This window comes from Gammaproteobacteria bacterium, from assembly GCA_036381015.1.
Taxonomy (GTDB): Bacteria; Pseudomonadota; Gammaproteobacteria; order Steroidobacterales; family Rariloculaceae; genus ZC4RG20.
Genome location: DASVDR010000037.1, coordinates 1 through 21,707, shown reverse-complemented (window position 1 = coordinate 21,707; position 21,707 = coordinate 1). Strand labels below are relative to the sequence as shown.

The following is a 21,707-nucleotide window of genomic DNA, read 5'->3' as shown; positions in this document are numbered from 1 at the left end:
CAGTATTGGTCATTTCTTATCGCCCTGCAACACGGCCAAGAACGCCTCTTGCGGAATCTCCACCGAGCCGATTTGCTTCATGCGCCGCTTGCCGGCCTTCTGCTTCTCGAGCAGCTTGCGCTTGCGCGTGACGTCGCCGCCGTAGAGCTTCGCGGTGACGTCCTTGCGATAGGCCTTCACGGTGCTGCGAGCGATGATCTGGCTGCCGATCGCGGCCTGCACGGCGACCTCGAACTGCTGACGCGGAATCACCTCGCGCAGGGTCTCGACGAGGCTTCGCCCTTTCCTCTCGGCGCCCTCACGGTGCACGATCATCGCCATCGCGTCCACTCGTTCCTTGTTGATCAGAATATCGAGCTTCACGAGCGGCGCCGGCGCGAAGCGCAAGAACTGATAATCGAACGAGGCGTAGCCGCGGCTTGCGGATTTCAGGCGATCGAAGAAGTCGAGGACCACCTCGGCGAGCGGCAGCTCGAACTCGAGCGATACTTGTCCGCCGACGTATTGGAGCTTGCGCTGCGTTCCGCGCTTCTCGATGCACAGCTTGATGACGGCACCGAGATGCTCCTGCGGCACCAAGATGCTCGCGAGAATCATCGGCTCGCGTATTTCCTTGATCTTCGAAGGCTCGGGCAGCTGCGAAGGGTTCTCGATCTTGCGCACCTCGCCGTCGTGCGTCTCGACCTCGTAGACGACCGTCGGCGCGGTGGAGATCAGCGACAGACCGTGCTCCCGCTCGAGACGTTCCTGCACGATCTCCATGTGCAGCAGCCCGAGAAACCCGCAACGGAAGCCGAAGCCGAGCGCGGCGCTCGTCTCGGGCTCGAACGTGAGCGCGGAGTCGTTCAGTGCGAGCTTCTGGAGCGCCTGGCGAAAAGAGTCGTAGTCGTCGGAAACGACGGGAAAGAGCCCGGCGAACACGCGCGGACGCACGCGCTTGAAGCCCGGCAGAGGGAGCACGTCGCGGCGATCGGCCGACACGATCGTATCGCCGACCGGAGCCGCGTCGATCTCCTTGATGGAGGCGACGAGGTAGCCGACCTCGCCCGCCTGGAGCGCATCGCGTTCCGCGGCCCGCGGTGTGAAGACGCCCACGCGGTCGACGACATAACGACGTTGCGTGGAGTGGACGACGATGCGGTCGCCCTTCTTGAGCGCGCCGTTTACGACGCGCACGAGGGATACGACGCCGACGTAGCTGTCGAACCACGAGTCGACGATCAGCGCCTGCAACGGTGCCTCGACGCTGCCGCGCGGCGGGGGAATACGCTCTACGATCCGCTCGAGCAGCGCTTCGATGCCGAAGCCCGTCTTCGCGCTGATCCTGACCGCATCCTGAGCCTCGATGCCGATGATGTCCTCGATCTGACGGATCACCCGCTCCGGATCCGCAGTCGGCAGGTCGATCTTGTTGATGACCGGAACGACCTCGAGCCCCTGCTCGATGGCCGTGTAGCAGTTCGCGACGCTCTGCGCCTCCACGCCTTGGCCGGCGTCGACGACGAGCAACGCGCCCTCGCACGCCGCGAGCGAGCGCGAGACCTCGTAGGAGAAGTCGACATGCCCGGGCGTATCGATGAAGTTCAGTCGGTAGACGCCCCGATCGCCCGCGTCGTAACGAAGCGCGACGCTTTGCGCCTTGATCGTGATGCCGCGTTCGCGCTCGAGGTCCATCGAGTCGAGGACCTGATCCGCCATCTCGCGCTCGCTCAGCCCGCCGCAGAGCTGGATGAGCCGGTCCGCGAGCGTGGATTTGCCGTGATCGATGTGCGCGATGATCGAGAAGTTCCGGATCCGTTCCATGGTACCGAGGCGGGGCGCCGGCGACGGCGCATTATAGCGGCGGCTCGAGCGCGGAGCCGGCTCGCGGCTGCCGGCAGCCGAAGCGCACGTCAGCCGCGCTCGATGTGCTGCTCGACCCGCTCGCGATCGAGCGGATAGCCGGAGAGCTCGACGTCGCCGTCCGCGAGCACGGGTATGCGCACGCCGTAACGGCGCTCGAGCCCCGGATCGCCGTCGATGTCGACGACGTCGACCACGAACGGCCGTCCCTCGAGAAGGGGGCGAAGCTCGGCCTCGAGCGCCTCGCAGAGATGGCAGCCGGGCCGGCTGTACAGCGTGAGGCGCCTCACGTCGTGCGCTCGAGCTCGGCGCGCGCCGCCGTCCGCGCTTCCGCCCGACGGCGGATCGAGCGCGTGCCCCAGCACGCGGCCGCGACGCCGGCGACGGCGCCGGCCAGCGTGCCGGCGTCCGTATGAAAGGCGGCCGCACCGATCAGGGCACCGCCGAGGAGCGCCGCGAGCGGCAAGCCATGCAGCAGCAGCGCCGTCGACAGAACGTGGCCGGCCGGCAGGGACACCCGCACGGCATCGCCGGGCCGGAGCGGCAGCGGGGACGCGAGACGAACGCGCCGCGGCCCGACGGGGCGGCGCCACGTGCACATGCCGGCACAGCCCGCGCATCGAGCGGGCTCCTCGAGCTCGAGCTCGACCGTGCCGTCGGCTCCGACGGCGCGGACCTTGCCGTCGACCGCGAGGCAGTCCTGCCGGCCGACGCGGCGGCGCGCGACTCTCGGAGGAAGCGGGCTCACACGGCGGCCGGCCGGCTCACCTCGCCGACAGTGACATGGCGATGGCGCGCACCGTCTCCCGCGGGACTTCGCCGATCGCCGTGACCTTGCGTCCGTCCAACGTGAGCGAGTACGCGTTCGTGCTGCCGAACCTGTTGAAGCCTTCGCCCACCTCGGGGTTGTTGCGGGGATCTTCGATGAAGACGGAGACCGTGGCGAGGCCGTCGGAATAGACGAGATGCTCGACGGGATATTCGGAGTCTGCGAATGCGCTCTGCGTCGCCACCGAGAGCTTGAAACCTCCGGGCAGCATCGACGCTTGCCACGACGGCGAGTAGGGCCGGCTCGACGGCCCTGGCTCGGGCTCGGGCGACGGCAGGAACGTGAACCCTTCGGTATCGACGGTGGGGTGCAGCGCCGAAGCAGGGATGAACTCCGAGATCTGGATCTGCGTGAAGACGAGTTGCTCGATCACCTCGCCGTCCTCGTCCCGGAGTTGCGACTTCAACGGCATGGCGGTGGCCTTGTCGAGCCACAGCATGTAGCCGTAGCGGTATTTGTCCTTCGGCTTGATGCCGACGATCTGTGCGGGATGCTTCGCGACGCGTGCGCTCCGGTAGAGCGTGAACTCGTAATGCGGCTCGAGCTCTTCGGAATAGCTCGGCAAAGTGGACAACGGGCTCTGGTCCTTGCGCGCTTCGAGGAGCACGAGCTTCCGATCCGGGAAAATCACCCGCACCATGCCTTCTTCACGGATGATCTCGCGCCCCACGCCGTCGAGCGACACGAGCCGCTCGCTGATGCGCCCGTGGTGATTACGATGGACGATGTGCATGATCTCGGCGTTGCCGCCGCGTACATGCACGAAAGTGCCTTCGTAGTTCAGCTCCTCGACGGCGCGATTCATTCGATCGAGCCACCAGCGGGCGTCTTGCGCACCCGCGTCGGCGACGGCAAAGACGAGCAACACGCACGAAACGTTCGTCCACGCCCTGGCGCCGGGAATCATTGCACGTCACGCTCGACTTCGGCAGCGGCAGGCGTGTCGGTGACGACGATGCTCTCGAACAGCAACGGCGCGTCCATGGCACCGACGACGTTCGAGCTCACGGACGTGCGGCTGAGGCGCGAGGCGTACTCGCTATGGTGCATGAGGTAGTTCGTGAGCCTGATCGGGGGCGGGGCGACGACGGTGTCCGGGCTGTCGGCCGGCACCACGTAGCTCGCGGCGCCGGCGGCGCTCGCCTGCGTGGCGCCGAATGCGTCGGCGTCGCCGACGTCGTTCACCGCTCTGAACGTGAAAAGCGCAGCGACGGCGACTCCGGCTGCGACGCCGAGCCCGACGGCGGGGTTGCTCCAGCGGCTCGCGACCGCCGTGGGAGGAGGACCGGCGACGGCCGGTGCTCGCGACGGCAGAGGCGTGCCGCTCAACGCCTCGTGAACTCTTCGACGCAACGCTTCCGGATCCGGCGCGATCAGATCGCCGCGCAGAGCCGATCCGATGAGCGAATACCGGACGAGCTTGTTGCGCGATTCGGGGTCACGCTCCAGCCGGCGGACTAGAAAGGCAGATTCCTCGGGGGACAGCTCGTCGTCGACGAAGGCCGACACTTGATCGTGAATCTGTTCGCTCATAGTCGTCGCTATTGAAGCAGCCCACCGATACGCTTGTCTATCGCTTCACGCGCACGGAAGATCCGCGAACGAACCGTGCCGACCGGGCATTCCATCGTCTGCGCGATCTCCTCGTAGCTCATGCCCTCGATTTCGCGCAGCAGAATGGCGGTGCGCAGATCTTCCGGCAGATCGGCGATCGCTCCGTTGACTGCATCACGTATCTCGTCCGACAACGCAAGCCCTTCCGGCGTGTCAAGCTCCCGAAGCTTCGAAAAGGCTTCGAACTGTTCCGGATCCTGCAGATCGAGGTCGAAGTGAGCCGGACGCCGGCCGGCAGCCACAAGATAGTTCTTCGCGGTATTGATCGCAATACGATACAGCCAAGTATAGAAGGCGCTGTCTCCGCGGAACGAAGGCGCGGCCCGATAGGCCTTCAAGAATGCCTCTTGAGCGACATCCATGGCCTCGGACGGGTCCCGCACGTATCGCATGATCAGCTTCAGGATCTTGTGCTGATACTTGACAACCAACAGATCGAATGCCGATCTGTCACCTTGTTGAACGCGCTTGATCAAAGCGAGATCGGAAGCCCCGCTTCCCGGCTTCTCGCTGCCGCCGGGTTCCATCAAACGCCTCTCAGTAGACCGCATACCTCACCAAAAAGTTCGCCCGCCGGATCGGGCGCAAACCGGTCGCCGAGCTTCCGCCCCGAAGTCAACATCAAGACTCATTCTAAGACTATTGCGACGACGTTGTCGTGCTCAAAGCGTGCCAAGCGGCCGCGATCGCCGCAGCTCCGCCTGCAGCGCTCGCCAGGCTTCTTGGTCGACCTGGTCCTTCAAAAGGAGCACCACGAACGCGCGCGCGCCCGGCGCGGCGAGCCGAAGCGAGACCCAGAACGGGGCGACGGCCGTGCCGGGGCGAAGCTCGAGCCCGTCGAGACCGCGATCCGGAAGCGCCCACGCGCCGTCGGCCGTGCGCACGATACGGGACGGCCGCGGGACCCGGCGTGCGGCCGCATGCGCGAGGACGGCCGCGACCGCGCCGAGCTTGACCGGCCATCCGATCCCGCTCGCGGCGACACCCGCGACGGCCAGCGCGTGCACGGCAAATCGCCAGGCGGCGAGCAGCCGCGACGGCTCAGGCGTGAGGACGAACGCTCGCGCGGATGCGCTCGAGGAGACGGTCGAGCTCGGGATCCGTCGGCGCATGGCGCCGCAGAAGATACGCGTGGAGCTCGGGGTCGGGCAGGTCCAAAAGTGCCGCGAAGCGCGCTTTATCCGCATCGGGCAGTCGGGCGAACTCGGCGTCGAAGAACGGCAGCAGTATCGAGTCGAGCTCGCGCATCCCGCGGCGGCATCGCCACCGCACTCTCGCCGCCTCCGCGTGCTCCGCGGCGACGCTTTCTTCCGCTCGAGAACCCATCACGCTCTCGGCGCGCGCGCCGTCAATGACGGCGCTCGACCATCAGCTTCTTGATCTCGGCGATGGCCTTGCCGGGGTTCAAGTTCTTCGGGCAATCCTTCGTGCAGTTCAGGATCGTATGGCAGCGATAGAGCCGGAACGGATCCTCGAGCGCGTCGAGGCGCTCGCCGGTCGCCTCGTCGCGGCTGTCCACGATCCACCGGTAAGCCTGAAGCAGCGCCGCCGGGCCGAGATAGCGGTCGGAGTTCCACCAGTAGCTCGGGCACGCCGCGGAGCAGCACGCGCAAAGGATGCAGGCCGACGGCGTGTTGATCTTTTCCTGGTCCTCCTTCGACTGAAGCCGCTCCCGATCCGACGGCGGCGGCGTGCGCGTCTGGAGCCACGGCTCGACCGATGCATACTGCGCGTAGAACTGCGTGAGATCCGGCACGAGGTCCTTGACCACCGGCATGTGCGGCAGCGGGTAGATCTTCACCGTGCCTTTGACCTCCTCCACGGGCTTCAGGCACGCGAGCGTGTTGGCGCCATCGATGTTCATCGAGCACGAGCCGCAGATGCCCTCTCGGCACGAGCGCCGGAACGTGAGCGTCGCATCGACCTCGTTCTTGATCTTGAAGAGGGCGTCGAGCACCATCGGGCCGCAATCGTCCATGTCGACGCGATAGCGGTCGACGCGCGGGTTCTCTCCGGACTCCGGGTCGTAGCGATAGATCTCGAACGTACGGACGTTCGGGCCCTCGGGACCGCCGTGGTCCTTGCCGGGCGTGATCCGGGAGTTACGAGAGAGAAAGAACTTCGCCATGGTGGGTCCTCGGAGCCTTGGGAAAAGGTGTCAGACACCCTTTTCGGGAAAAAAGGTGTCAGACACCGGCATCAGTAAGTCCTCGCTTTCGGCGGGATGGGCTCGACGTCGTTCGTCAGCGTGTTGAGCTGCACCGGGCGGTAATCGAAGCGCACGCTCCCGTCGGGCGCGACCCAAGCGAGCGTGTGCTTCAGCCAGTTCGCGTCGTCGCGCTCCGGGTAGTCCTCGCGCGCCTGCGCGCCGCGGCTCTCGGTGCGGTTCAACGCGGACTTGATCGTGCCCATGGCCTGGAGCAGCAGATTCTCGAGCTCGAACGTCTCGACGAGGTCGGTGTTCCAGACGAGCGTGCGGTCGGTGACGCCGACCTCGGCGAACGACGCGAAAACGGCCTCCAGCTTTTCGATGCCCTCCTGAAGCGACTCGCCGGTGCGGAACACGGCCGCGTGGTCCTGCATCACGCGCTGCATGTCGAGCCGGATCTTCGCGGTCGGCAACCGGCCCTTGGCGTTGCGCAGCTTGTCGAGGCGCGCGACGGCTTCGTCGCCGGCCCCGGCCGGCAGCGGCGCCTGCCGCTCGCCGGGCACGATCAGCTCCGCGCAGCGGTACGCGGCGGCGCGGCCGAAGACGACGAGGTCGATCAGCGAGTTCGAGCCGAGGCGGTTCGCACCGTGCACCGAGACGCACGCGGCCTCGCCGACGGCCATGAGGCCCGGGACGACTTGGTCCTCGCCGCGCTCGTTCCTCGTAAGCACCTCGCCCATGTAGTTCGTCGGGATGCCGCCCATGTTGTAGTGCACGGTAGGCAGGACCGGAATCGGGGCTTTCGTGACGTCGACGCCCGCGAAGATCCGCGCCGTCTCGGCGATGCCGGGCAGCCGCTCCTCGATGACGTCGCGGCCGAGATGCTCGAGATGCAGATGCACGTGGTCTTTGTGGCGGCCCACCCCGCGGCCCTCGCGAATCTCGATCGTGATCGAGCGGCTCACGACGTCGCGGGACGCGAGATCCTTGGCGTTCGGGGCGTAGCGCTCCATGAAGCGCTCGCCTTCGGAGTTCGTGAGATAGCCGCCTTCGCCGCGGACGCCTTCGGTGATCAGCATGCCCGCGCCGTAGACGCCCGTGGGGTGAAACTGCACGAACTCGAGATCCTGGAGCGGCAGCCCGGCGCGCAGCACCATCGCATTGCCGTCGCCGGTGCAGATATGGGCGGACGTGCACGAGAAGTAGGCCCGCCCGTAGCCGCCCGTGGCGAGGATCACCATCTTCGACCGAAAGCGATGCAGCCTGCCCGTGGCGAGCTCGAGCGCGACCACGCCCCGGCATACGCCGCCGTCCATGATCAGGTCGATGGCGAAGAACTCGACGAAGAACTCCGCTTCGTGCTTCAACGACTGCTGGTAGAGCGTGTGCAGCATCGCGTGGCCGGTGCGGTCGGCCGCCGCGCACGTGCGCTGCGCGATCCCCTCGCCGAAATGCGTGGTCATGCCGCCGAACGGCCGCTGATAGATCCGCCCTGCCTCGGTGCGCGAGAACGGGACGCCGTAATGCTCGAGCTCGATGACCGACGCCGGCGCCTCCTTGCACATGTACTCGATCGCGTCCTGGTCGCCGAGCCAGTCGGAACCCTTGACCGTGTCGTACATGTGCCAGCGCCAGTCGTCCTCGCCCATGTTGCCGAGCGCCGCGCTGATGCCGCCCTGCGCAGCCACCGTATGGCTGCGGGTGGGGAATACCTTGCTCAGCGACGCGGTCTTCAGCCCTCGCTCCGCGAGCCCGAGCGTGGCGCGCAACCCCGCTCCGCCGGCGCCGACGACGACCACGTCGTAAGTGTGATCGATGAACTCGTAGTCCTTGATCATTGCGCGGATCCGAACGCGATCTTCAGAATCGCAAACAGGCTGACGACGGCGAACGCCGCGTGCACGAAGGTCGACAGCGTGAGCAGCACGACCTTGGCCGCATTGTCGTGCACGTAGTCCTCGATCACGACCTGCACGCCGAGACGGGAGTGATAGAGCGCGGTGAGGGCCGTCAGGATCAAGAGCACGCTCGTCCCGGGCTCGCGAATCCAGGCCACGACGGTGCCGTACTCGAAATCGTCGAGGCCCGCGACTGCGATCGCGAACCACAGCCCGAGCAGCACCAGCGCCGCGGCGCTGACGCGCTGCACCCACCAATGCTCGGCGCCGCCTTTCGCGGACCCGAGCCCCAAAACGCGATTCAACGGAGTGACGAGATTCACTGCACTGCGCTCCTAAACGATCACGAGCAGCGCGTAGACCAAGGTCGCCGCAACGGCCACCACGACGACGGCCCATCCGCTCGCGCGAATCCGCTCGCGCTCGAACCCGAAACCGAAATCCCAAGCGAGATGACGGATGCCGTTCGCGAGGTGGTAGAAGAAGGCGAGCGCGAACACGATCAGCGGGAGCTTGAACCATCCGCTGCCGACGATCGCCCGCGCGTCGTCGTAGGCGTCCGCGCCGCTCGCGACGGCGAGCAGCCACCAGGCGAGGACGAAGGCGCCGACGGTCAGCACGAGCCCGGCCGCGCGATGCAGAATCGACAGCGTGTTCGTGATCCGCCAGCCGTAAACTTGCAGATGCGGCGACAACGGCCGGTCAACGTCCATTCTCAATGCTCCAGGCAGTCGATCGAAGCGCGACGCGCGCAGGGCGCGCGCAAGGCTAGACCCATCACGCTCCGCTTCACCCCCGAATCAAAAGTCGATGCAGCGGCCGGCGCGCTCCCAGTCGCCGTAGCGTGTCGGCTCGGGCCCTTTCGGTCCGCCGATCTCGCGGGGAGATTCGGCCGCCCCTTCGCCGGCGACCGGCTCATCGGGCGTCGCCGCGGGTTGCGGCGCGGAGGGCTCTTGTTCGCGTCCACGGGTCATCGTTACAGTGTGCCAGAAACCGCGCCGATTGGCATCCCGGCCGATGTCTCTGCTCCCGCTGTACTGTCGAGTTCCGTGGACGATCTGCGTCGACGCGAAAGGCGCCGACGCCGACGACTTCCTGCGCAGGCAGCTCACGCAGAATCCGCCGCCTCGCGACGGCGGACGCTTCACCTTCGCCGCATGGAACGACGCACGCGGGCGCGTGCGCGCGCTCTTTCGCATGCTCCGGCGCGACGACCGCCTCGTGCTGCTCGCCGAGCGCGACGGTGTCGATGCCGTGCTCGCGCGGCTGCGAATGTTCGTGCTGCGATCCAAGGTCGAGCTCGTGCCCGACGAGTCGCTCGCCGCGGCCGCCGTCGTCGGCGATGCCGGCGAGCGGCTCGAGGCCCGCGGCGTGCGCCTCGGCGCGGAGCCCGGCGCGGCGGTCACGGATGCCGAGCTCACGTGGCTGCGAATCGGCCCGGACCTGGTTTATGTCGTCGGCCCCGAGGATCGGCTCGAGCGCGCCGGCGAGGGCTTCGCTCGCGGATCCGCCGAGCAGGCCGAGCTCGCCGAGATCCGTCTCGGCCTGCCGCGAGTCGGCGCGGCCGTCGCCGAGCGTTACGTGCCGCAGATGCTGAACCTCGACCGCCTCGATGCAGTCGCTTTCGACAAGGGCTGCTACCCGGGCCAGGAGGTCGTCGCACGACTGCACCACCTCGGCAACGTGAAGCGGCGGATGCGGCGCTTCGTCGGCGCCGCGCCGGCGGTTGCGCCGGCGCCGGGCACGCCGATCGTCGATGCGGAGGGCGCCGAGGCCGGCGAGACGATTCGCGCGGCCGCGGCCGACGGCACGCTCGAGCTTCTCGCCGTGGTCCGGCTCGACGCCCGCGGTCCGCTCTCCGCCGGATCGGAGCACCGCGTGGCGCTCGCGGCGGCGCCGTTGCCGTACGAGCGCGCGAGCCCGGTTTAGCCGCCCCTTCGCACGAACGCGTAGAGCGGCTCGAGCACCCATTCGTAAAGACGCCGCGTCTCGAGCCTGACGTCGGCCTCGACCAGCATGCCGGCGCGCAGCGGCCGGGGCTCGCCGTACGCCTCGACCGACTGCGCGTGAAGCGCGACGACCACGCGGTACACCGGCTCTCCGCTCCGTCCCGAGCCCGGCCCGAGCGGCCGCTCGGCGGCGGCGAGCGCCGTTCGCGAGACCGAGCGCACGGTGCCCGCTTGGTGCCCGAACTTCTGATACGGGTAGGCCGGAAAGCGCAGCAGCACCTCGTCCCCGGGGTCGACGAACCCGACCGCGCGGCTCGGCGCGTAGAGGTGCGCTTCGAGGGCCGCGCCGCGAGGCAGAATCGAGAGCAGCACGCGGCCGGCGTCGACGACCTGCCCGACCTCCCCAGTGACGGCAGCGGCTACTCCTGACGCCGGCGCGACCACGGTGAGCTCGCGGCGGGCCTCGTTCTCGGCGATCTCGAGATCGAGGCTCGAGATCGCACGCTCGAGCTCGGCGATCCGGTTCCGATACTCGAGCGGCAACCTCTCGAGGCGAGCCTCGAGATCCGTGCGCTGCCGCTCGGCGGCACCAAGCTCGCGCTCGAGGCTCGCGAGCCGCGCGCGCTGCTCGAGCGCGTGCTCGCGCTTCGCGACGGTCTGCTCGGTCGGCACGAACCCCTGCGCGCCGAGACGCTCGTAGCGCTCGGTCGCCTCGTCCGCGAGCGCGACGCGCGCACGCTGATCCTCGATCATTGCTCGGAGCCCAAGGAGCTCCTCGTCGAGCGCGGTTCGCTGTGCCGCGAGCGACACGTGCTCCGCTTGCTCGAGCCGCCGCGTTTCGCGTATCTGCGACGCGAGGCTCTCGCGCCGCGCCTCGAGCTCGCGGCCGATCCGCTCGTGCGTCGCGCCGAGCGCGCTGCTCTGCCGCTCGCTCGAGACGACGTAGAGCGGATCGCCTCGTGCGACGGCATCGCCCTCCGCGACGTGCTTCGCGATGATCGTGCCGAGCTGCGGCGCCCGCACGTCGACGACGCCGCCTTCCGGCAGCAGCTGACCGCGCAGCGTCTCGTGCCGCGTGTAGGCGCCGAGAACCAGAAACGCGACGATCGCGGCCGCGACGGCGAGCGCGCCCGCGCCGAGCAGGCCGAACGAGACCGGCGTGACGAGCACGATGTCTCCGGCGACCTTCGCGCGGCTCGCGGCCACCGCGGCCGGCCTGAACAGCGGGATCGACGACACGGTTGCTCTCCTTGCGGAGCGCAAGCGTAGCGCGGCGAAGCGCCGTCACGATCGGGCCGTTTCCGGCGGCTGTCGCCGGATTTCGGTCTCCGGAGGCGGCTGCGCGATTCGGAGCGAATCGCGCGGAAACGGCTGCTGCGGCAGACCCGGCGGGGCCGTGAAATGAGCCGCGAAATGCAGCACGAAAATCCCTTCGGCGCGGCAGGGCGGGCAGCTTCGCTGCCGTCCGCCCGCGGTCGCCTGCAATCTTTTCTCGAGCACTTCGTTCGCGAGACCGGCGTGCCGGGCGTCGCGCTCGCGGCGAGCGTCGGCGGCGCACGCATCGAGGCGAGCGCCGGAACATGCCGGGCGGGCGAAGCCGCGCCGCTCACCCCGCAGCACCGCTTTCATCTGGGCTGCACCGCCAAGCTGCTCGCGGCGGCCGTCACGCTCGCGCGCGTCGATCGCGGCGAGGTCGATCTCGACGCGCCGATCGGCGAGTATCTGCCGGAGCTGCGCGGCACGCCTCACGGCCGCGCGGTCCGCGTGTCGCATCTCCTCTCGCACACCTCCGGCTACCGCGGCGCGGATCTCTTCGCTCCGCAGGCGCGGGCGCTCACGTGGGACGGCCTCGTCGCGTACTTGCGCGCCGCGCCGCGCTTCTTCGCGCCGGGCACGGTCTTCAGCTACGAGCACACCGAGTCGGTGCTGCTCGGGCGAATCCTCGAGCGGGTCGCCGGCCGGCCGTGTCTCGCGGTGATCCGCCGGGAGCTGATGGGTCCGCTCGGCATCGAGCCCGGGCGCATCGAGGATGCAGGCAACGATCCGCACGACGCGGGCCGGCACGCATTCGACGCGGCCGCGAACGGCTACGCGCCCCTCGGGCCGATGACGGCGATGTCGGAGCTGTGGCATCCGGCCTTCTCGAATTACACGCTGTCCCCGGCCGACCTCGCGACGGTCGGCGAAGCGCTTCTCGGCGTGCGGTCGGCCGCCGGCGTCTCCGCTGCCGTGCGCCCGCGGCTGCTGCGCCCCGTCGTGCGGCTTCCGCCGGCGCTCGGCGGTCCGCTTCGCGAGCTCTTGCCGATCGCATTCGGTCTCGGCGCGGCCGCATGGCGCGGCGGGCAGCACGGGCACAACGGCCTCACGCACGGGCAGTGCATCGGCTTGCGCCTTCACGTCGAGCCGCCCGTCGTCGTCGCCGTCGGAGTCAACGCGGTCGCGCCGCACTTGCGCGACTTCGCGCTCGGTGCGGCGTCGGCCGCGTTGACCGGCGAAGCGGCGAGCGCCGCCGAGCCGCCGCCGGTCGAGCTCGAGCTCGAGCGGCTTCAGGGCGTCTATCTCGGGCCCGGCCGAGCGTGGGCGAGCGCGGCGTTCGGCGACGGCCGGCTCCGCGTCTCGATCCGATCCGGCGCGGCCGGTCCGGCCGTGACGGCCGAGCTCGCGGACGCCGGAGAAGGGCGCGGGCTCGTCCTTCGCTCGCCGATGCCGCAGCTTTCGCTCGGCTTCTTCGGCGCGCCGGAAAGCGAGGAAGCGGGGCTGATGGTCGGCCTGCACGCGTTCAAGCGCGTCGCGCCGAATCCTCGCGCCGCGGCAGAACGAAGCGTCCGTTCCAAATGAATCGGTATCCGGCCGCGCAAGGCGAGACGAGCTGCACGTACGGGAACTCGGCGAGCGCCGGCCGCGTGAAGCAGACGCCGTGCTCGGCCGGGCACAGCGATGCGCGCGCCGCAGGACGGTACCGGCCGCCGGTGCGCGCGGCCGTGCGTAGCACCAGGCCGCCGCCGGCGCCCGCGGCGACGGAAACGGCGTATCGCGCGGTTCGGTAGAGCCCCTCGCCTCTCTTCGCGGCCGAAGCTTCGGCCGAGCCGACGTCGAGCAGCCGTGGGACGCGCAGCGCCGCAAGCTCGGGCAGCCGGGCGCCGAGGACGCGTGCCGCGACGACCGCCGCCGCAGGCCCGGTCGAGCAAACGGCGAGCGCCACGCCGGCGCGCGGATGCACGCGCACGAGCGCCGACGCGTTCGGCCACGCGGACTGATGCCCGAGCCACCCCGGCGCGTGCACCTTCCATCCGAGACGGCAGCCGCGCTCGAGCGGGTGCCACCCGGGCAGCGGCGTGCCCGCGCCGGCGTCGCCATCGCAAGGAGCGTGAGCGCCGACGAGCTCGAGCAGGCCGCGGACCCGCACGGCGAGCGCGCCGCCGACGGCCGGGCAGATCTCGCCGCCGCCCGATGCCGAGCAGCGGACCCCGGCCGCGACGCCGAGCGGCGCGAGCAGCTCGTCGTGCAACAGCCGCGCGTACGCCAGGCCGGCGGCCGTCTCGAGGACCGCGGCGAGCAGCCACGCGCCGGCGTTCGAGTAGCTGTAGATCTCACCCGGCGCGGCGAGCCGCGGCGCCGCCGCGAGCGCCGCGACCAGCCGGCGCGCGTCGATGCGCCCGTCCTCGCAGCGGGGCGCGCGCTCGAGCAGCGAGTCGTCGAGACCGTGCGTGTGCTCGAGCAGATGACGCAGCGTGATCCCGCGCAGCTCGATACCGGCGCCGGACGGAAGGCGCTCCGCGACGGGATCGTCGAGCCCGAGCCGGCCCGCCGCGCGAGCCTGCATCACGAGCGCCGCCGTGAAGAGCTTCGCGAGACAGCCGATCGGCATCGGCGCATCGCACGCCGTATCCGTCACGCCTTGCTCGCCCGCCGCTGCGATTGCGACGCGGCCGCCGGCGCGAACGCCGACGATCACGCGTTCGCCGCATCCGACGTCGAGCCCCGCGGCGAGCCACTCGCGCAAGGCGCTCGGATCCGCAAGCTCTGCGAGCGCATCTGCCGTCACGAATCGAGCCTCTCTGCCGACCGGGGATCGCCGCCCGATCTTCGTCCTCGATCTTCGTCGCTCGCGGCCCGCGATCGCGACGCGTCAATCTCGCGAGGATTTCGAGGATCGGCGTGCGCGGCTCGCGAAATTGCCCGAATCGTCGAGGTATGCGCCTCGCGAAAGCGCGCCGGCGCGCGCTCTACTGCGTCGTCGCGCCGCGGCCCGGAGGGCCGCGCCGCGGCCGGGCCGGATTGCGCGCCGCGAACGGCGTCGCGGCCGGCGATCGCGGCGCCCCCGCGTCCGCGAGAAGGCACATGAGCCAGGGAAGGCACATGAGCGAGATCGGCTTCCGACATTTCGCGCAGCGCGACCCGCACGCCGTCGCCGTCGTCGAGGCGCGCGGCCCGCGCTGGTCCTACGGGCGCCTCGCGGGCCTCGTCTACAGCACGGCTCGCGCATTGCGCGGGGCCGGGCTTTCCGTCGGCGACGCGGTCGCGATCGTCGCCCCGAACTGCGCCGAGTACCTGGCCGTCTATCTGGCCGCGATCGAGGCCGGGCTCTACGTCGTCCCGATCAACTGGCACCTCGCCGACGGCGAGATCGCGTACGTGCTCGAGGACTCTCAGGCGAAGGCCGTCGTCGCGCACGCGCGGCTCGGCCGAGTCCGGCTCGCGGCGCTGCGGCGGCTCGCGGCGGATCGCCTCGCGATCTGCATCGGTTCCGCGCCCGGGTTCGCGGCGCTGCGCGAGCTCGCGGCCGCATGCGCACCGCGTCCGATCGACGGCCCGAAGGGGCGCGTCATGGCCTACACGTCCGCGACAACCGGCCGGCCGAAGGGCGTGCTCCTGCCGCTCGAGAACGCCGACGCGGCCGTCGCGAAGACGATCGCCTGGCATCGCTCGCTCGGCATCCAGCCGGGCGAAGGCAACGTGCATCTCTGCGCGTCGATGCTCTACCACTCGGCGCCGCTCGACGGCGCGATCACGGCGCTGCGGATGGGCCACCGTGTCGTGCTGGCCGACGGGTGGCAGCCGAAGACGCTGCTTGCGCTGATCGACCGCCATCGCGTGACCACGAGCTTCATGGTGCCGGCGATGTTCGTGCGCTTGCTGAAGCTCGCGCCCGAGATCAAGCGCCGCTACTCCACGGCTTCGTTGCGCTTGGTCATCCACGGCGGCGCGCCGTGCCCGGCCGACGTCAAGCGCGAGATGCTCGAATGGTGGGGCCCCGTGATCTCGGAGTCCTACGGTGCGGCGGAAGCTCAAGGCACGATCGCGAGCGCGGCCGAGTGGCTCGCGGGGCCGGGCACCGTCGGGCGGCCGATTCCGGGGTCGGCGGTCGAGATCGTCGACGATGCGGGGCGCGCGTTGCCGCCGGGCGAGCCCGGCCGCGTCTACCTCAAGCCTTTTACCGGCGACCGCTTCGCCTACAAGGGCGATCCGGAGAGAACGCGGGCGAGCTATCGCGGCGACTTCGTCACGGTCGGCGACGTCGGCTATCTCGATGAGCGCGGGTATCTGTTCCTTTGCGGCCGGCGGGCGGATCTCATCCTGTCGTCTGGAATGAACATCTATCCCGCCGAGATCGAGCACGTGCTGATCCGGCATCCCGCCGTCGCCGACTGCGCCGTCGTCGGCGTGCCCCATGCGCTGCTCGGCGAGGTGCCGAAGGCGTTCGTCCAGCCGATGCCGGGCGTCGTGCCGGGGCGCGAGCTCACGTTGGCGCTCCTGCGGTTTCTCCGCGCGCGGCTGTCGCCGATGAAGCTGCCGAAGCGCATCGAATACACGCACGCGATCCCGCGCGATCCGAACGGCAAGCTGTACCGGCGGCTGCTTCGCGAGGCGCCGGAGGCCCTCCGCCGGGAGGCGCCGGAGGCCCCCCGTTGAGCGCACCGGCACGGCACGCGTCCGCGGGCTCGGCCGTTTCCGGCCCGAGGTGGCGTCGAGGCGCCGGCGTGCTGGCGGCGCCGAGCGCTTCGGCCGCTTATCGCGGCTTCGTGCTGGCGCTACTCGTCGCGGCCGGCGTCGCCGGATGGATGGACCGCAACGTGCTCGCGGTGCTGCTCGAGTCCATCAAGCTCGACCTCGGCTTTTCCGACACCGAGCTGGGCTTGCTCGGCGGCGCCGCCTTCGGCGTGCTCTACTCGATCGCGGGCCTGCCGATCGCGTGGGTCGCGGACCGCGCGAACCGGAGCGCGTTGCTCGCGCTCGCGCTCGGGCTCTGGAGCGTGATGACGGCGCTTTGCGGCGCGGCGAGCAGCTTCTCGGCGTTGTTCCTCGCGCGCGTCGGCGTCGGGTTGGGCGAGGCCGGCGGCTCCCCGCCGTCGCAGTCGTTGATCTCGGACTACTTCCCGCCGGAGCGGCGCGGCTTCGCGCTCGGCGTCTTCTATCTGCACATTCCGCTCGGGTTCGTCGCGGGCTTCCTCCTCGGCGGCTGGCTCGACGAGACGGTCGGATGGCGCCTCGCGTTCGTGATCGTCGGCGTCCCCGGCGTGCTGCTCGCGCTCGTGTTGCGCCTCACGCTGCGCGAGCCGCCGCGCGGCGCCGCGGATCCGTTCGTACCGCGGGCGGAAGCGCCGGCGCTTTCGGCCGCGCTGCGCGACCTCGCGAGCCGCCGCTCGCTGCGCCATCTGCCGGTCGCCGGCGCTGCATACGGGATCGGAGCGTTCGCGGCCGCGGTCTGGCTGCCCGCCTATTTCGTCCGCGTGCACGGCGTCGGGGCCGCCGAAGCGGGCGCCTGGATGGCGCTCGCGTACGGCGTGGGCGGAGGCGTCGGCGTGCTCGCCGGCGGGTGGCTTGCCGATCGAACCTCCCGGCGCACTGGCGACGAGCGGTGGTACGCCTGGGGGTCGGCCGCGGCCGTCGCGGCGACCGTGCCGTGCGCATGCGTGCTCTATCTCGCGGAAAGCCGCGCCCTCGCCGTCTCGTCGCTGCTCGCGGGGACCGCGGCAGGCCACATGTTCCTGGGCCCCGTCACGGCCATGGTCCAGGGGCTCGCCGGCGTATCCCGGCGCGCCGTCGCCGCCGCGATCTATCTGCTGCTCGTGAACCTCGTCTCGATGGGCGTCGGGCCCGTCGCCGTCGGCATTGTAAGCGACGCGCTCGGCCCGCGCTTCGGTCACGCGGCGCTGCGCTTCGCCCTCCTCGGCGTCGTCGCGGCGAGCGCCGTCTGGGCGGTCGTGCACTTCGTGCTCGCGGCACGAACGTTACGCGAGGATCTCGCGAGCGCCCGCGGCCTTCGCCCGGACGCTGCGAGCTGCCAGCCGGCCGCGCCGTGCGTGCGATGAGCGCGACGGAGCTGTTGCGTCTCGGGTGGCTCCCGAAGCTGCCGGTGCTGCTGCAGACCGAAGCGGCGGAGTGCGGCCTCGCGTGCCTCGCGATGGTCGCGAGCTATCACGGCCGCCGCATCGACGTCGCGTCGCTGCGGCGCAGCCATCCGGTCTCTCTGAAGGGCACGACGCTCGCCGCGCTGATCGACGTGGCTCACCGTCTCGGCTTCGCCGCGCGCGCGGTGCGCGCCGAGCTCGGCGAGATCCCGCGTCTCGCGACTCCGTGCATCCTTCACTTCGACATGGATCATTTCGTCGTGCTGCGCCGGGCAGACCGCAGGGGGATCGTCGTGCACGACCCCGCGCGGGGCGCGCGCAGGCTCTCCGCCGCGGAGGCGTCGCGCGCATTCACCGGTGTCGCGCTCGAGCTCTGGCCGACGCCCGCTTTCGAGCGGCGCGACGAGCGCGCGCGCGTGAGGCTGCGCGAGCTGATCGGCAGCGTCACGGGGCTGCGCCGGTCGCTCGGCCAGATCTTCCTGCTCGCCGCCGCGATCGAAGTATTCGTCGCCGTCGGGCCGCTGTTCGTCCAGTGGGTCGTCGACCATGCGCTGCCGTCGGGCGCGAGGGACATGCTGGCGACGCTCGCGCTCGGATTCGGGTTGCTCGTGATCCTCCAGCACGCCGTAACGGCGTTCCGCGCCTGGGTCATCATGCACCTCGGCGCATTGCTCGATCTGCAATGGCAGGCGAATGCTTTCGGGCATCTGCTCGAGCTGCCGCTGCCGTATTTCGAGAAGCGCCATCTCGGCGACATCGTCTCGCGCTTCCGCTCCATCGACGCGATCCAGCGGACGCTCACCACGGCGTTCGTCGAGGCGGTCGTCGACGGTCTGACGACGATCGTCGTGCTCGTCGTCGTCTTCCTCTACAGCCCGCGGCTCGCGTGCGTGAGCGTCGGCGCGATTGCGCTCTACGCGTCGTTGCGTGCGCTCTGGATTCGGCCGCTGCGCGCCGCCGTCGAGGAGCAGATCGTGCATGCGGCGAAGCAGGAGAGCCACTTTCTCGAGACGGCGCGCGGCATCCGCTCGATCAAGCTCTTTCAGCGCCGAGAGGAGCGCCGCGCCGCGTGGATCGCGCTGCTCGTCGACCAGCTGAACGCGGGGCTGCGCGCGCAAAGGCTCCAGATCCTCCACCGGCTCGCGAACGGATTGTCGTTCGGCGTCGAGCATGTGCTCGTGGTGTGGCTCGGCGCGAATCTCGTGCTTGACGGCCGGTTCTCGGTCGGCATGCTGATGGCCTTCCTGTCATACCGGCAGCAGCTCGCGTCCCGCGTCGGCGCCCTGATCGACAAGGGCGTCGAGCTCAAGATGCTTCGCGTGCAGGGGGAGCGGCTGGCCGACATCCTGCTCACGCCGACGGAGCGTACGGACGGACGCGGCCGGCTGCTGCTTTCCGATCTCGATGCGCGCGGCGCACGCGTCGAGATCCGGGGGCTGCGCTTCCGGTACGCCGAGCACGAGCCGCCCGTGCTCGACGGCGTCGAGCTCGACGTCGAGGCCGGCGAGGCGGTCGTGATCGTCGGGCCGTCGGGCTGCGGCAAGAGCACGCTCCTGCACTTGATCCTCGGCATCCTCACGCCCACCGGCGGGGAGGTGCGGATCGCGGGCGTGAACGTGCACCGCACCGGCCCCGATGCGGTCCGCCACCTGATCGGCAGCGTAATGCAGAACGACATGCTCTTCGCCGGCTCGATCGCAGACAACATCAGCTTCTTCGACACCCAACCGGATCAGCGCCGCGTCGAGGAGTGCGCCCGGCTCGCTTCGATTCACGACGAGATCGCCGCGCTGCCGATGGGCTACAACACGTTCGTCGGCTACATGGGGCAGGTGCTGTCGGGCGGCCAGCAGCAGCGCGTGCTCCTCGCCCGCGCGCTCTACAAGCGGCCGGCGATCCTCGTTCTCGACGAAGCGACCAGTCATCTCGACGTGAGACGCGAGCGTCTCGTCGGGGCGTCGATCGGCGCGCTCGCCATGACGCGGATCATCGTCGCGCATCGGCCGCACACCGCCGCGACCGCGGACCGGATCGTCGTGCTCGATCGGGGCCGAATCGTCAGGCAGACGCGCGTACGCCCGGCCGCGCGGCCTTCCGCCCGGCCGGCGGACGGCGCGCTCGACGACGCGGCGCTCGCGGTGCTCGCGTCGACGGGCTGCTGACCCGCGGGAGCCCCCTTGCCGGATCCCGAGACGCTCGAACGGCACGTGCTCGGCACGCTCGCGGCCGCCGCCCGCGCGGATCCGAGCGACATCGACAGGGCCACCGTGCTGTCCGATCTGGGGCTCGACTCGCTCACGCTCGTGTCGATGCTCGCGGAGCTCGAGGCCGCGCTCGACCTGGCCCTCACGGACGACGACACGCTCGAGGTCCTCGGTGCGCGAAACGCCGGCGAGCTGGTCGCGGCCGTGTCGCGCATCGCAGGGCGCTCGCCCGGCACCGGAAAGCCGCGCTGATTTCCACGCGAAGCCGCCGGAAAGAGGCGCTGCGCCGGAGGCGGCCGGAACGGTTTAATCGACGCTGCCGATCGGCGCGTTGCTCGCCGCTTGCGGCGGAGCGGCGCTCGCCGGTCTTCGACGAGGCGCCGCGAGCAACGTGTCGGCGGGCTGCCCCGGCGACGGCGGCGCGGAGGCGGCTTCCTTCGGTCCGTCGACAACCACGGAGGGTTACAAATGCGCGATTTGACGATGTCCGAGCTTCATGCGGTTTCCGGAGGCAAGCTCAGCGAGCCCGACGCGGCCGCGATAACGGTTGCGCTGATGGCGATGTCGCCCACGCCGTTGGTCATCGGCGTCGGCGCCCTCGCTCTCCTCTATTATGCGTGGTGTTGAGCACTCGTCGCAACGACGCCGGCGGCCGGCGGCATGGCTCATCGGAAGAGCCATGCCGCCCGCCGCATCCAGCGGCGGGCGGTGTGAGCTGGCGGGATCTCGAAAGGCTGCCGCGGGCCGCCGGCGACGAGTGGCAGGCACGTCGCGGCGGCGGCCGGATCATCGTCGGCAAGCGCGAAGTCGACGCGGCTGTCGCCAAGTGGCATCCGCTCGACCCGCTGTTGATCGCGCGGCCCGGCGGCGGCAGATTCCTTCCGGTGCTCGAGATCCCCGAGTTGCGCGATCCGGCGCGCCGGGGACTCTTGCGGAAGCAGCTCTGGGCGATCGCTGTGCTCGCGGTGCTCGCCTGCGTGTTCGCGATGTCCGCGTATTTCGGCGCCGGGGCGCAGCCGCTGCGCGCGGCCGGCATGGCGCTCGCCGTCGCGGCATTCGCGGCGGCCGACTATCACCTGGTCCTCAAGCGCCTCGAAGCGCTGCGCGAACGCGCGTTGTTCGTGCTCTGGATCACCGAAAAGGCGCGTGTGCACGTGCTCGGCTGGAGCGCGGTGATGATTGCGGCGGGCGCGCTTCAGCTCTATGGAGAGCGCAAAGCAGGCCACGAGGCGCTGGTCCTCGAGTACGGCACGGTCTTCGAGCGGATCCGCGAAGGCGAGATTTGGCGCCTGGTCGTCGGGCCGTTCCTGCACTCGGGGCTCGATCACTGGTTCATGAACTTCGTGATGCTCGTCCTCGGCGGCGCCATCGCCGGTCCGTTGCTCGGCGCCGCCGTCGTCGGCGTCTTTCTCGCCGGGTCCACAGCGGGCGCGCTCACGGTCCTCGCCCTTTCCGAGCCGCTTGGATTCGACGCTTATCTCGGCGTCTCCGCCGGCATCTTCGCGCTCTACGGCTGGTGCGCCGGCGCGGCGGCGCGCGAACCGCACGCGTTTCCGATGCGCTTCGCCGTCACGGCCTTTGCATTCGCCGTGCTGAACGTGCTGATCGCATGGCTCGGCAATCCGAACTCGAGCAACGTCGGGCATTGCGCGGGGCTCCTGTGCGGGCTCGTATGGGGCGCCGCGCTGCCGCCCCGGCCTCGCACCTCCTAGCTGCCGCCGCAGGGGCGCTTCAACCTTCCGCCTTCCTCCCTACTCGCACTTTACTCGCAGCGAATGCGCGAGGGACGTGGGGCGGTGCACCGCTTTCCGAGGCACGCCGTGAACCCATCCTTGGGGGCTCGTCTGCCGCCGTCCTGGCGGCAGACGGC

General features: G+C 70.0%; 23 protein-coding genes. 8 read left to right on the top strand and 15 right to left on the bottom strand.

Translation table 11 applies throughout. The features are described from left to right. Positions 1 to 9 precede the first annotated feature (9 nt). The 13 genes from lepA to VF329_12830 all read right to left on the bottom strand — a co-directional run bounded on the left by lepA (position 10) and on the right by VF329_12830 (position 9,306). A complete protein-coding gene (gene lepA, locus VF329_12890) occupies positions 10 to 1,803 on the bottom strand; it encodes a translation elongation factor 4 (protein ID HEX7081902.1) in 1,794 nt (597 codons plus the stop codon). 89 nt (positions 1,804 to 1,892) lie between these two features. Beyond that, a complete protein-coding gene (locus VF329_12885) occupies positions 1,893 to 2,132 on the bottom strand; it encodes a glutaredoxin family protein (GenBank protein HEX7081901.1) in 240 nt (79 codons plus the stop codon). Beyond that, a complete protein-coding gene (locus VF329_12880; GenBank protein HEX7081900.1) occupies positions 2,129 to 2,590 on the bottom strand; it encodes a SoxR reducing system RseC family protein in 462 nt (153 codons plus the stop codon). The genes VF329_12885 and VF329_12880 overlap by 4 nt, the downstream gene beginning before the upstream one ends. Before the next feature lie 16 nt (positions 2,591 to 2,606). Beyond that, positions 2,607 to 3,539: a MucB/RseB C-terminal domain-containing protein gene (locus tag VF329_12875; GenBank protein ID HEX7081899.1), complete on the bottom strand. Its 933-nt coding sequence runs from the start codon at positions 3,537 to 3,539 to the stop codon at positions 2,607 to 2,609. A 35-nt stretch (positions 3,540 to 3,574) separates the two neighbouring features. After that, entirely contained in the window at positions 3,575 to 4,204 is a 630-nt protein-coding gene (locus VF329_12870) for a sigma-E factor negative regulatory protein (protein ID HEX7081898.1), read from the bottom strand. Positions 4,205 to 4,212: 8 nt separating this feature from the next. Further along, the gene (gene rpoE, locus VF329_12865) at positions 4,213 to 4,812 is read right to left on the bottom strand and encodes an RNA polymerase sigma factor RpoE (GenBank protein HEX7081897.1); all 600 of its coding nucleotides are present in this window, start codon (positions 4,810 to 4,812) and stop codon (positions 4,213 to 4,215) included. Between the two features lie 135 nt (positions 4,813 to 4,947). Beyond that, complete coding sequence (locus VF329_12860) at positions 4,948 to 5,397, bottom strand: protein YgfX (GenBank protein ID HEX7081896.1); 450 nt, start codon at positions 5,395 to 5,397, stop codon at positions 4,948 to 4,950. Then, positions 5,327 to 5,611, bottom strand: coding sequence for a succinate dehydrogenase assembly factor 2 (locus tag VF329_12855; protein ID HEX7081895.1), 285 nt, complete (start codon positions 5,609 to 5,611; stop codon positions 5,327 to 5,329). The genes VF329_12860 and VF329_12855 overlap by 71 nt, the downstream gene beginning before the upstream one ends. A gap of 22 nt (positions 5,612 to 5,633) precedes the next feature. Further along, a complete protein-coding gene (locus VF329_12850; protein HEX7081894.1) occupies positions 5,634 to 6,413 on the bottom strand; it encodes a succinate dehydrogenase iron-sulfur subunit in 780 nt (259 codons plus the stop codon). Positions 6,414 to 6,484: 71 nt separating this feature from the next. Continuing rightward, positions 6,485 to 8,272 carry a succinate dehydrogenase flavoprotein subunit gene (sdhA, locus tag VF329_12845; GenBank protein HEX7081893.1) on the bottom strand — a complete coding sequence of 596 codons (1,788 nt, stop codon included), beginning with the start codon at positions 8,270 to 8,272 and terminating at the stop codon, positions 6,485 to 6,487. After that, positions 8,269 to 8,655, bottom strand: coding sequence for a succinate dehydrogenase, hydrophobic membrane anchor protein (sdhD, locus tag VF329_12840; GenBank protein HEX7081892.1), 387 nt, complete (start codon positions 8,653 to 8,655; stop codon positions 8,269 to 8,271). Before sdhD ends, sdhA begins: the two co-directional genes overlap by 4 nt. 12 nt (positions 8,656 to 8,667) lie before the next feature. After that, a complete protein-coding gene (sdhC, locus tag VF329_12835) occupies positions 8,668 to 9,045 on the bottom strand; it encodes a succinate dehydrogenase, cytochrome b556 subunit (GenBank protein HEX7081891.1) in 378 nt (125 codons plus the stop codon). A gap of 87 nt (positions 9,046 to 9,132) precedes the next feature. After that, the gene (locus VF329_12830; GenBank protein HEX7081890.1) at positions 9,133 to 9,306 is read right to left on the bottom strand and encodes a DUF1674 domain-containing protein; all 174 of its coding nucleotides are present in this window, start codon (positions 9,304 to 9,306) and stop codon (positions 9,133 to 9,135) included. 43 nt (positions 9,307 to 9,349) lie between these two features. Here VF329_12830 and VF329_12825 point away from each other — a divergent pair, with 43 nt between their 5' ends. Further along, complete coding sequence (locus tag VF329_12825) at positions 9,350 to 10,261, top strand: hypothetical protein (GenBank protein ID HEX7081889.1); 912 nt, start codon at positions 9,350 to 9,352, stop codon at positions 10,259 to 10,261. Here VF329_12825 and VF329_12820 read toward each other — a convergent pair. Continuing rightward, entirely contained in the window at positions 10,258 to 11,520 is a 1,263-nt protein-coding gene (locus VF329_12820) for an HlyD family efflux transporter periplasmic adaptor subunit (GenBank protein HEX7081888.1), read from the bottom strand. The genes VF329_12825 and VF329_12820 overlap by 4 nt on opposite strands. A 174-nt stretch (positions 11,521 to 11,694) precedes the next feature. Between VF329_12820 and VF329_12815 the strand changes: the two genes are divergently transcribed. Next, on the top strand, positions 11,695 to 13,119 hold the full coding sequence (locus tag VF329_12815; protein ID HEX7081887.1) for a serine hydrolase domain-containing protein: 1,425 nt from the start codon (positions 11,695 to 11,697) through the stop codon (positions 13,117 to 13,119). Here the strand turns inward: VF329_12815 and VF329_12810 are convergent. Next, positions 13,061 to 14,326 (bottom strand): serine hydrolase domain-containing protein, encoded by a 1,266-nt coding sequence (locus VF329_12810; GenBank protein HEX7081886.1) that lies wholly within the window; start codon positions 14,324 to 14,326, stop codon positions 13,061 to 13,063. The genes VF329_12815 and VF329_12810 overlap by 59 nt on opposite strands. Before the next feature lie 296 nt (positions 14,327 to 14,622). Here VF329_12810 and VF329_12805 point away from each other — a divergent pair, with 296 nt between their 5' ends. From VF329_12805 to VF329_12780, 6 genes are all read left to right on the top strand, one after another. Continuing rightward, positions 14,623 to 16,194: an AMP-binding protein gene (locus VF329_12805; GenBank protein HEX7081885.1), complete on the top strand. Its 1,572-nt coding sequence runs from the start codon at positions 14,623 to 14,625 to the stop codon at positions 16,192 to 16,194. 68 nt (positions 16,195 to 16,262) lie between these two features. Further along, a complete protein-coding gene (locus VF329_12800) occupies positions 16,263 to 17,594 on the top strand; it encodes an MFS transporter (GenBank protein ID HEX7081884.1) in 1,332 nt (443 codons plus the stop codon). Then, positions 17,591 to 19,795 carry a peptidase domain-containing ABC transporter gene (locus tag VF329_12795; GenBank protein ID HEX7081883.1) on the top strand — a complete coding sequence of 735 codons (2,205 nt, stop codon included), beginning with the start codon at positions 17,591 to 17,593 and terminating at the stop codon, positions 19,793 to 19,795. The genes VF329_12800 and VF329_12795 overlap by 4 nt, the downstream gene beginning before the upstream one ends. 15 nt (positions 19,796 to 19,810) lie before the next feature. Beyond that, a complete protein-coding gene (locus VF329_12790; protein HEX7081882.1) occupies positions 19,811 to 20,089 on the top strand; it encodes an acyl carrier protein in 279 nt (92 codons plus the stop codon). Positions 20,090 to 20,305: 216 nt separating this feature from the next. Beyond that, complete coding sequence (locus VF329_12785) at positions 20,306 to 20,464, top strand: hypothetical protein (GenBank protein HEX7081881.1); 159 nt, start codon at positions 20,306 to 20,308, stop codon at positions 20,462 to 20,464. Between the two features lie 83 nt (positions 20,465 to 20,547). Continuing rightward, positions 20,548 to 21,549, top strand: a complete 1,002-nt coding sequence (locus VF329_12780) for a rhomboid family intramembrane serine protease (GenBank protein HEX7081880.1) — start codon at positions 20,548 to 20,550, stop codon at positions 21,547 to 21,549. Positions 21,550 to 21,707: the final 158 nt, after the last annotated feature.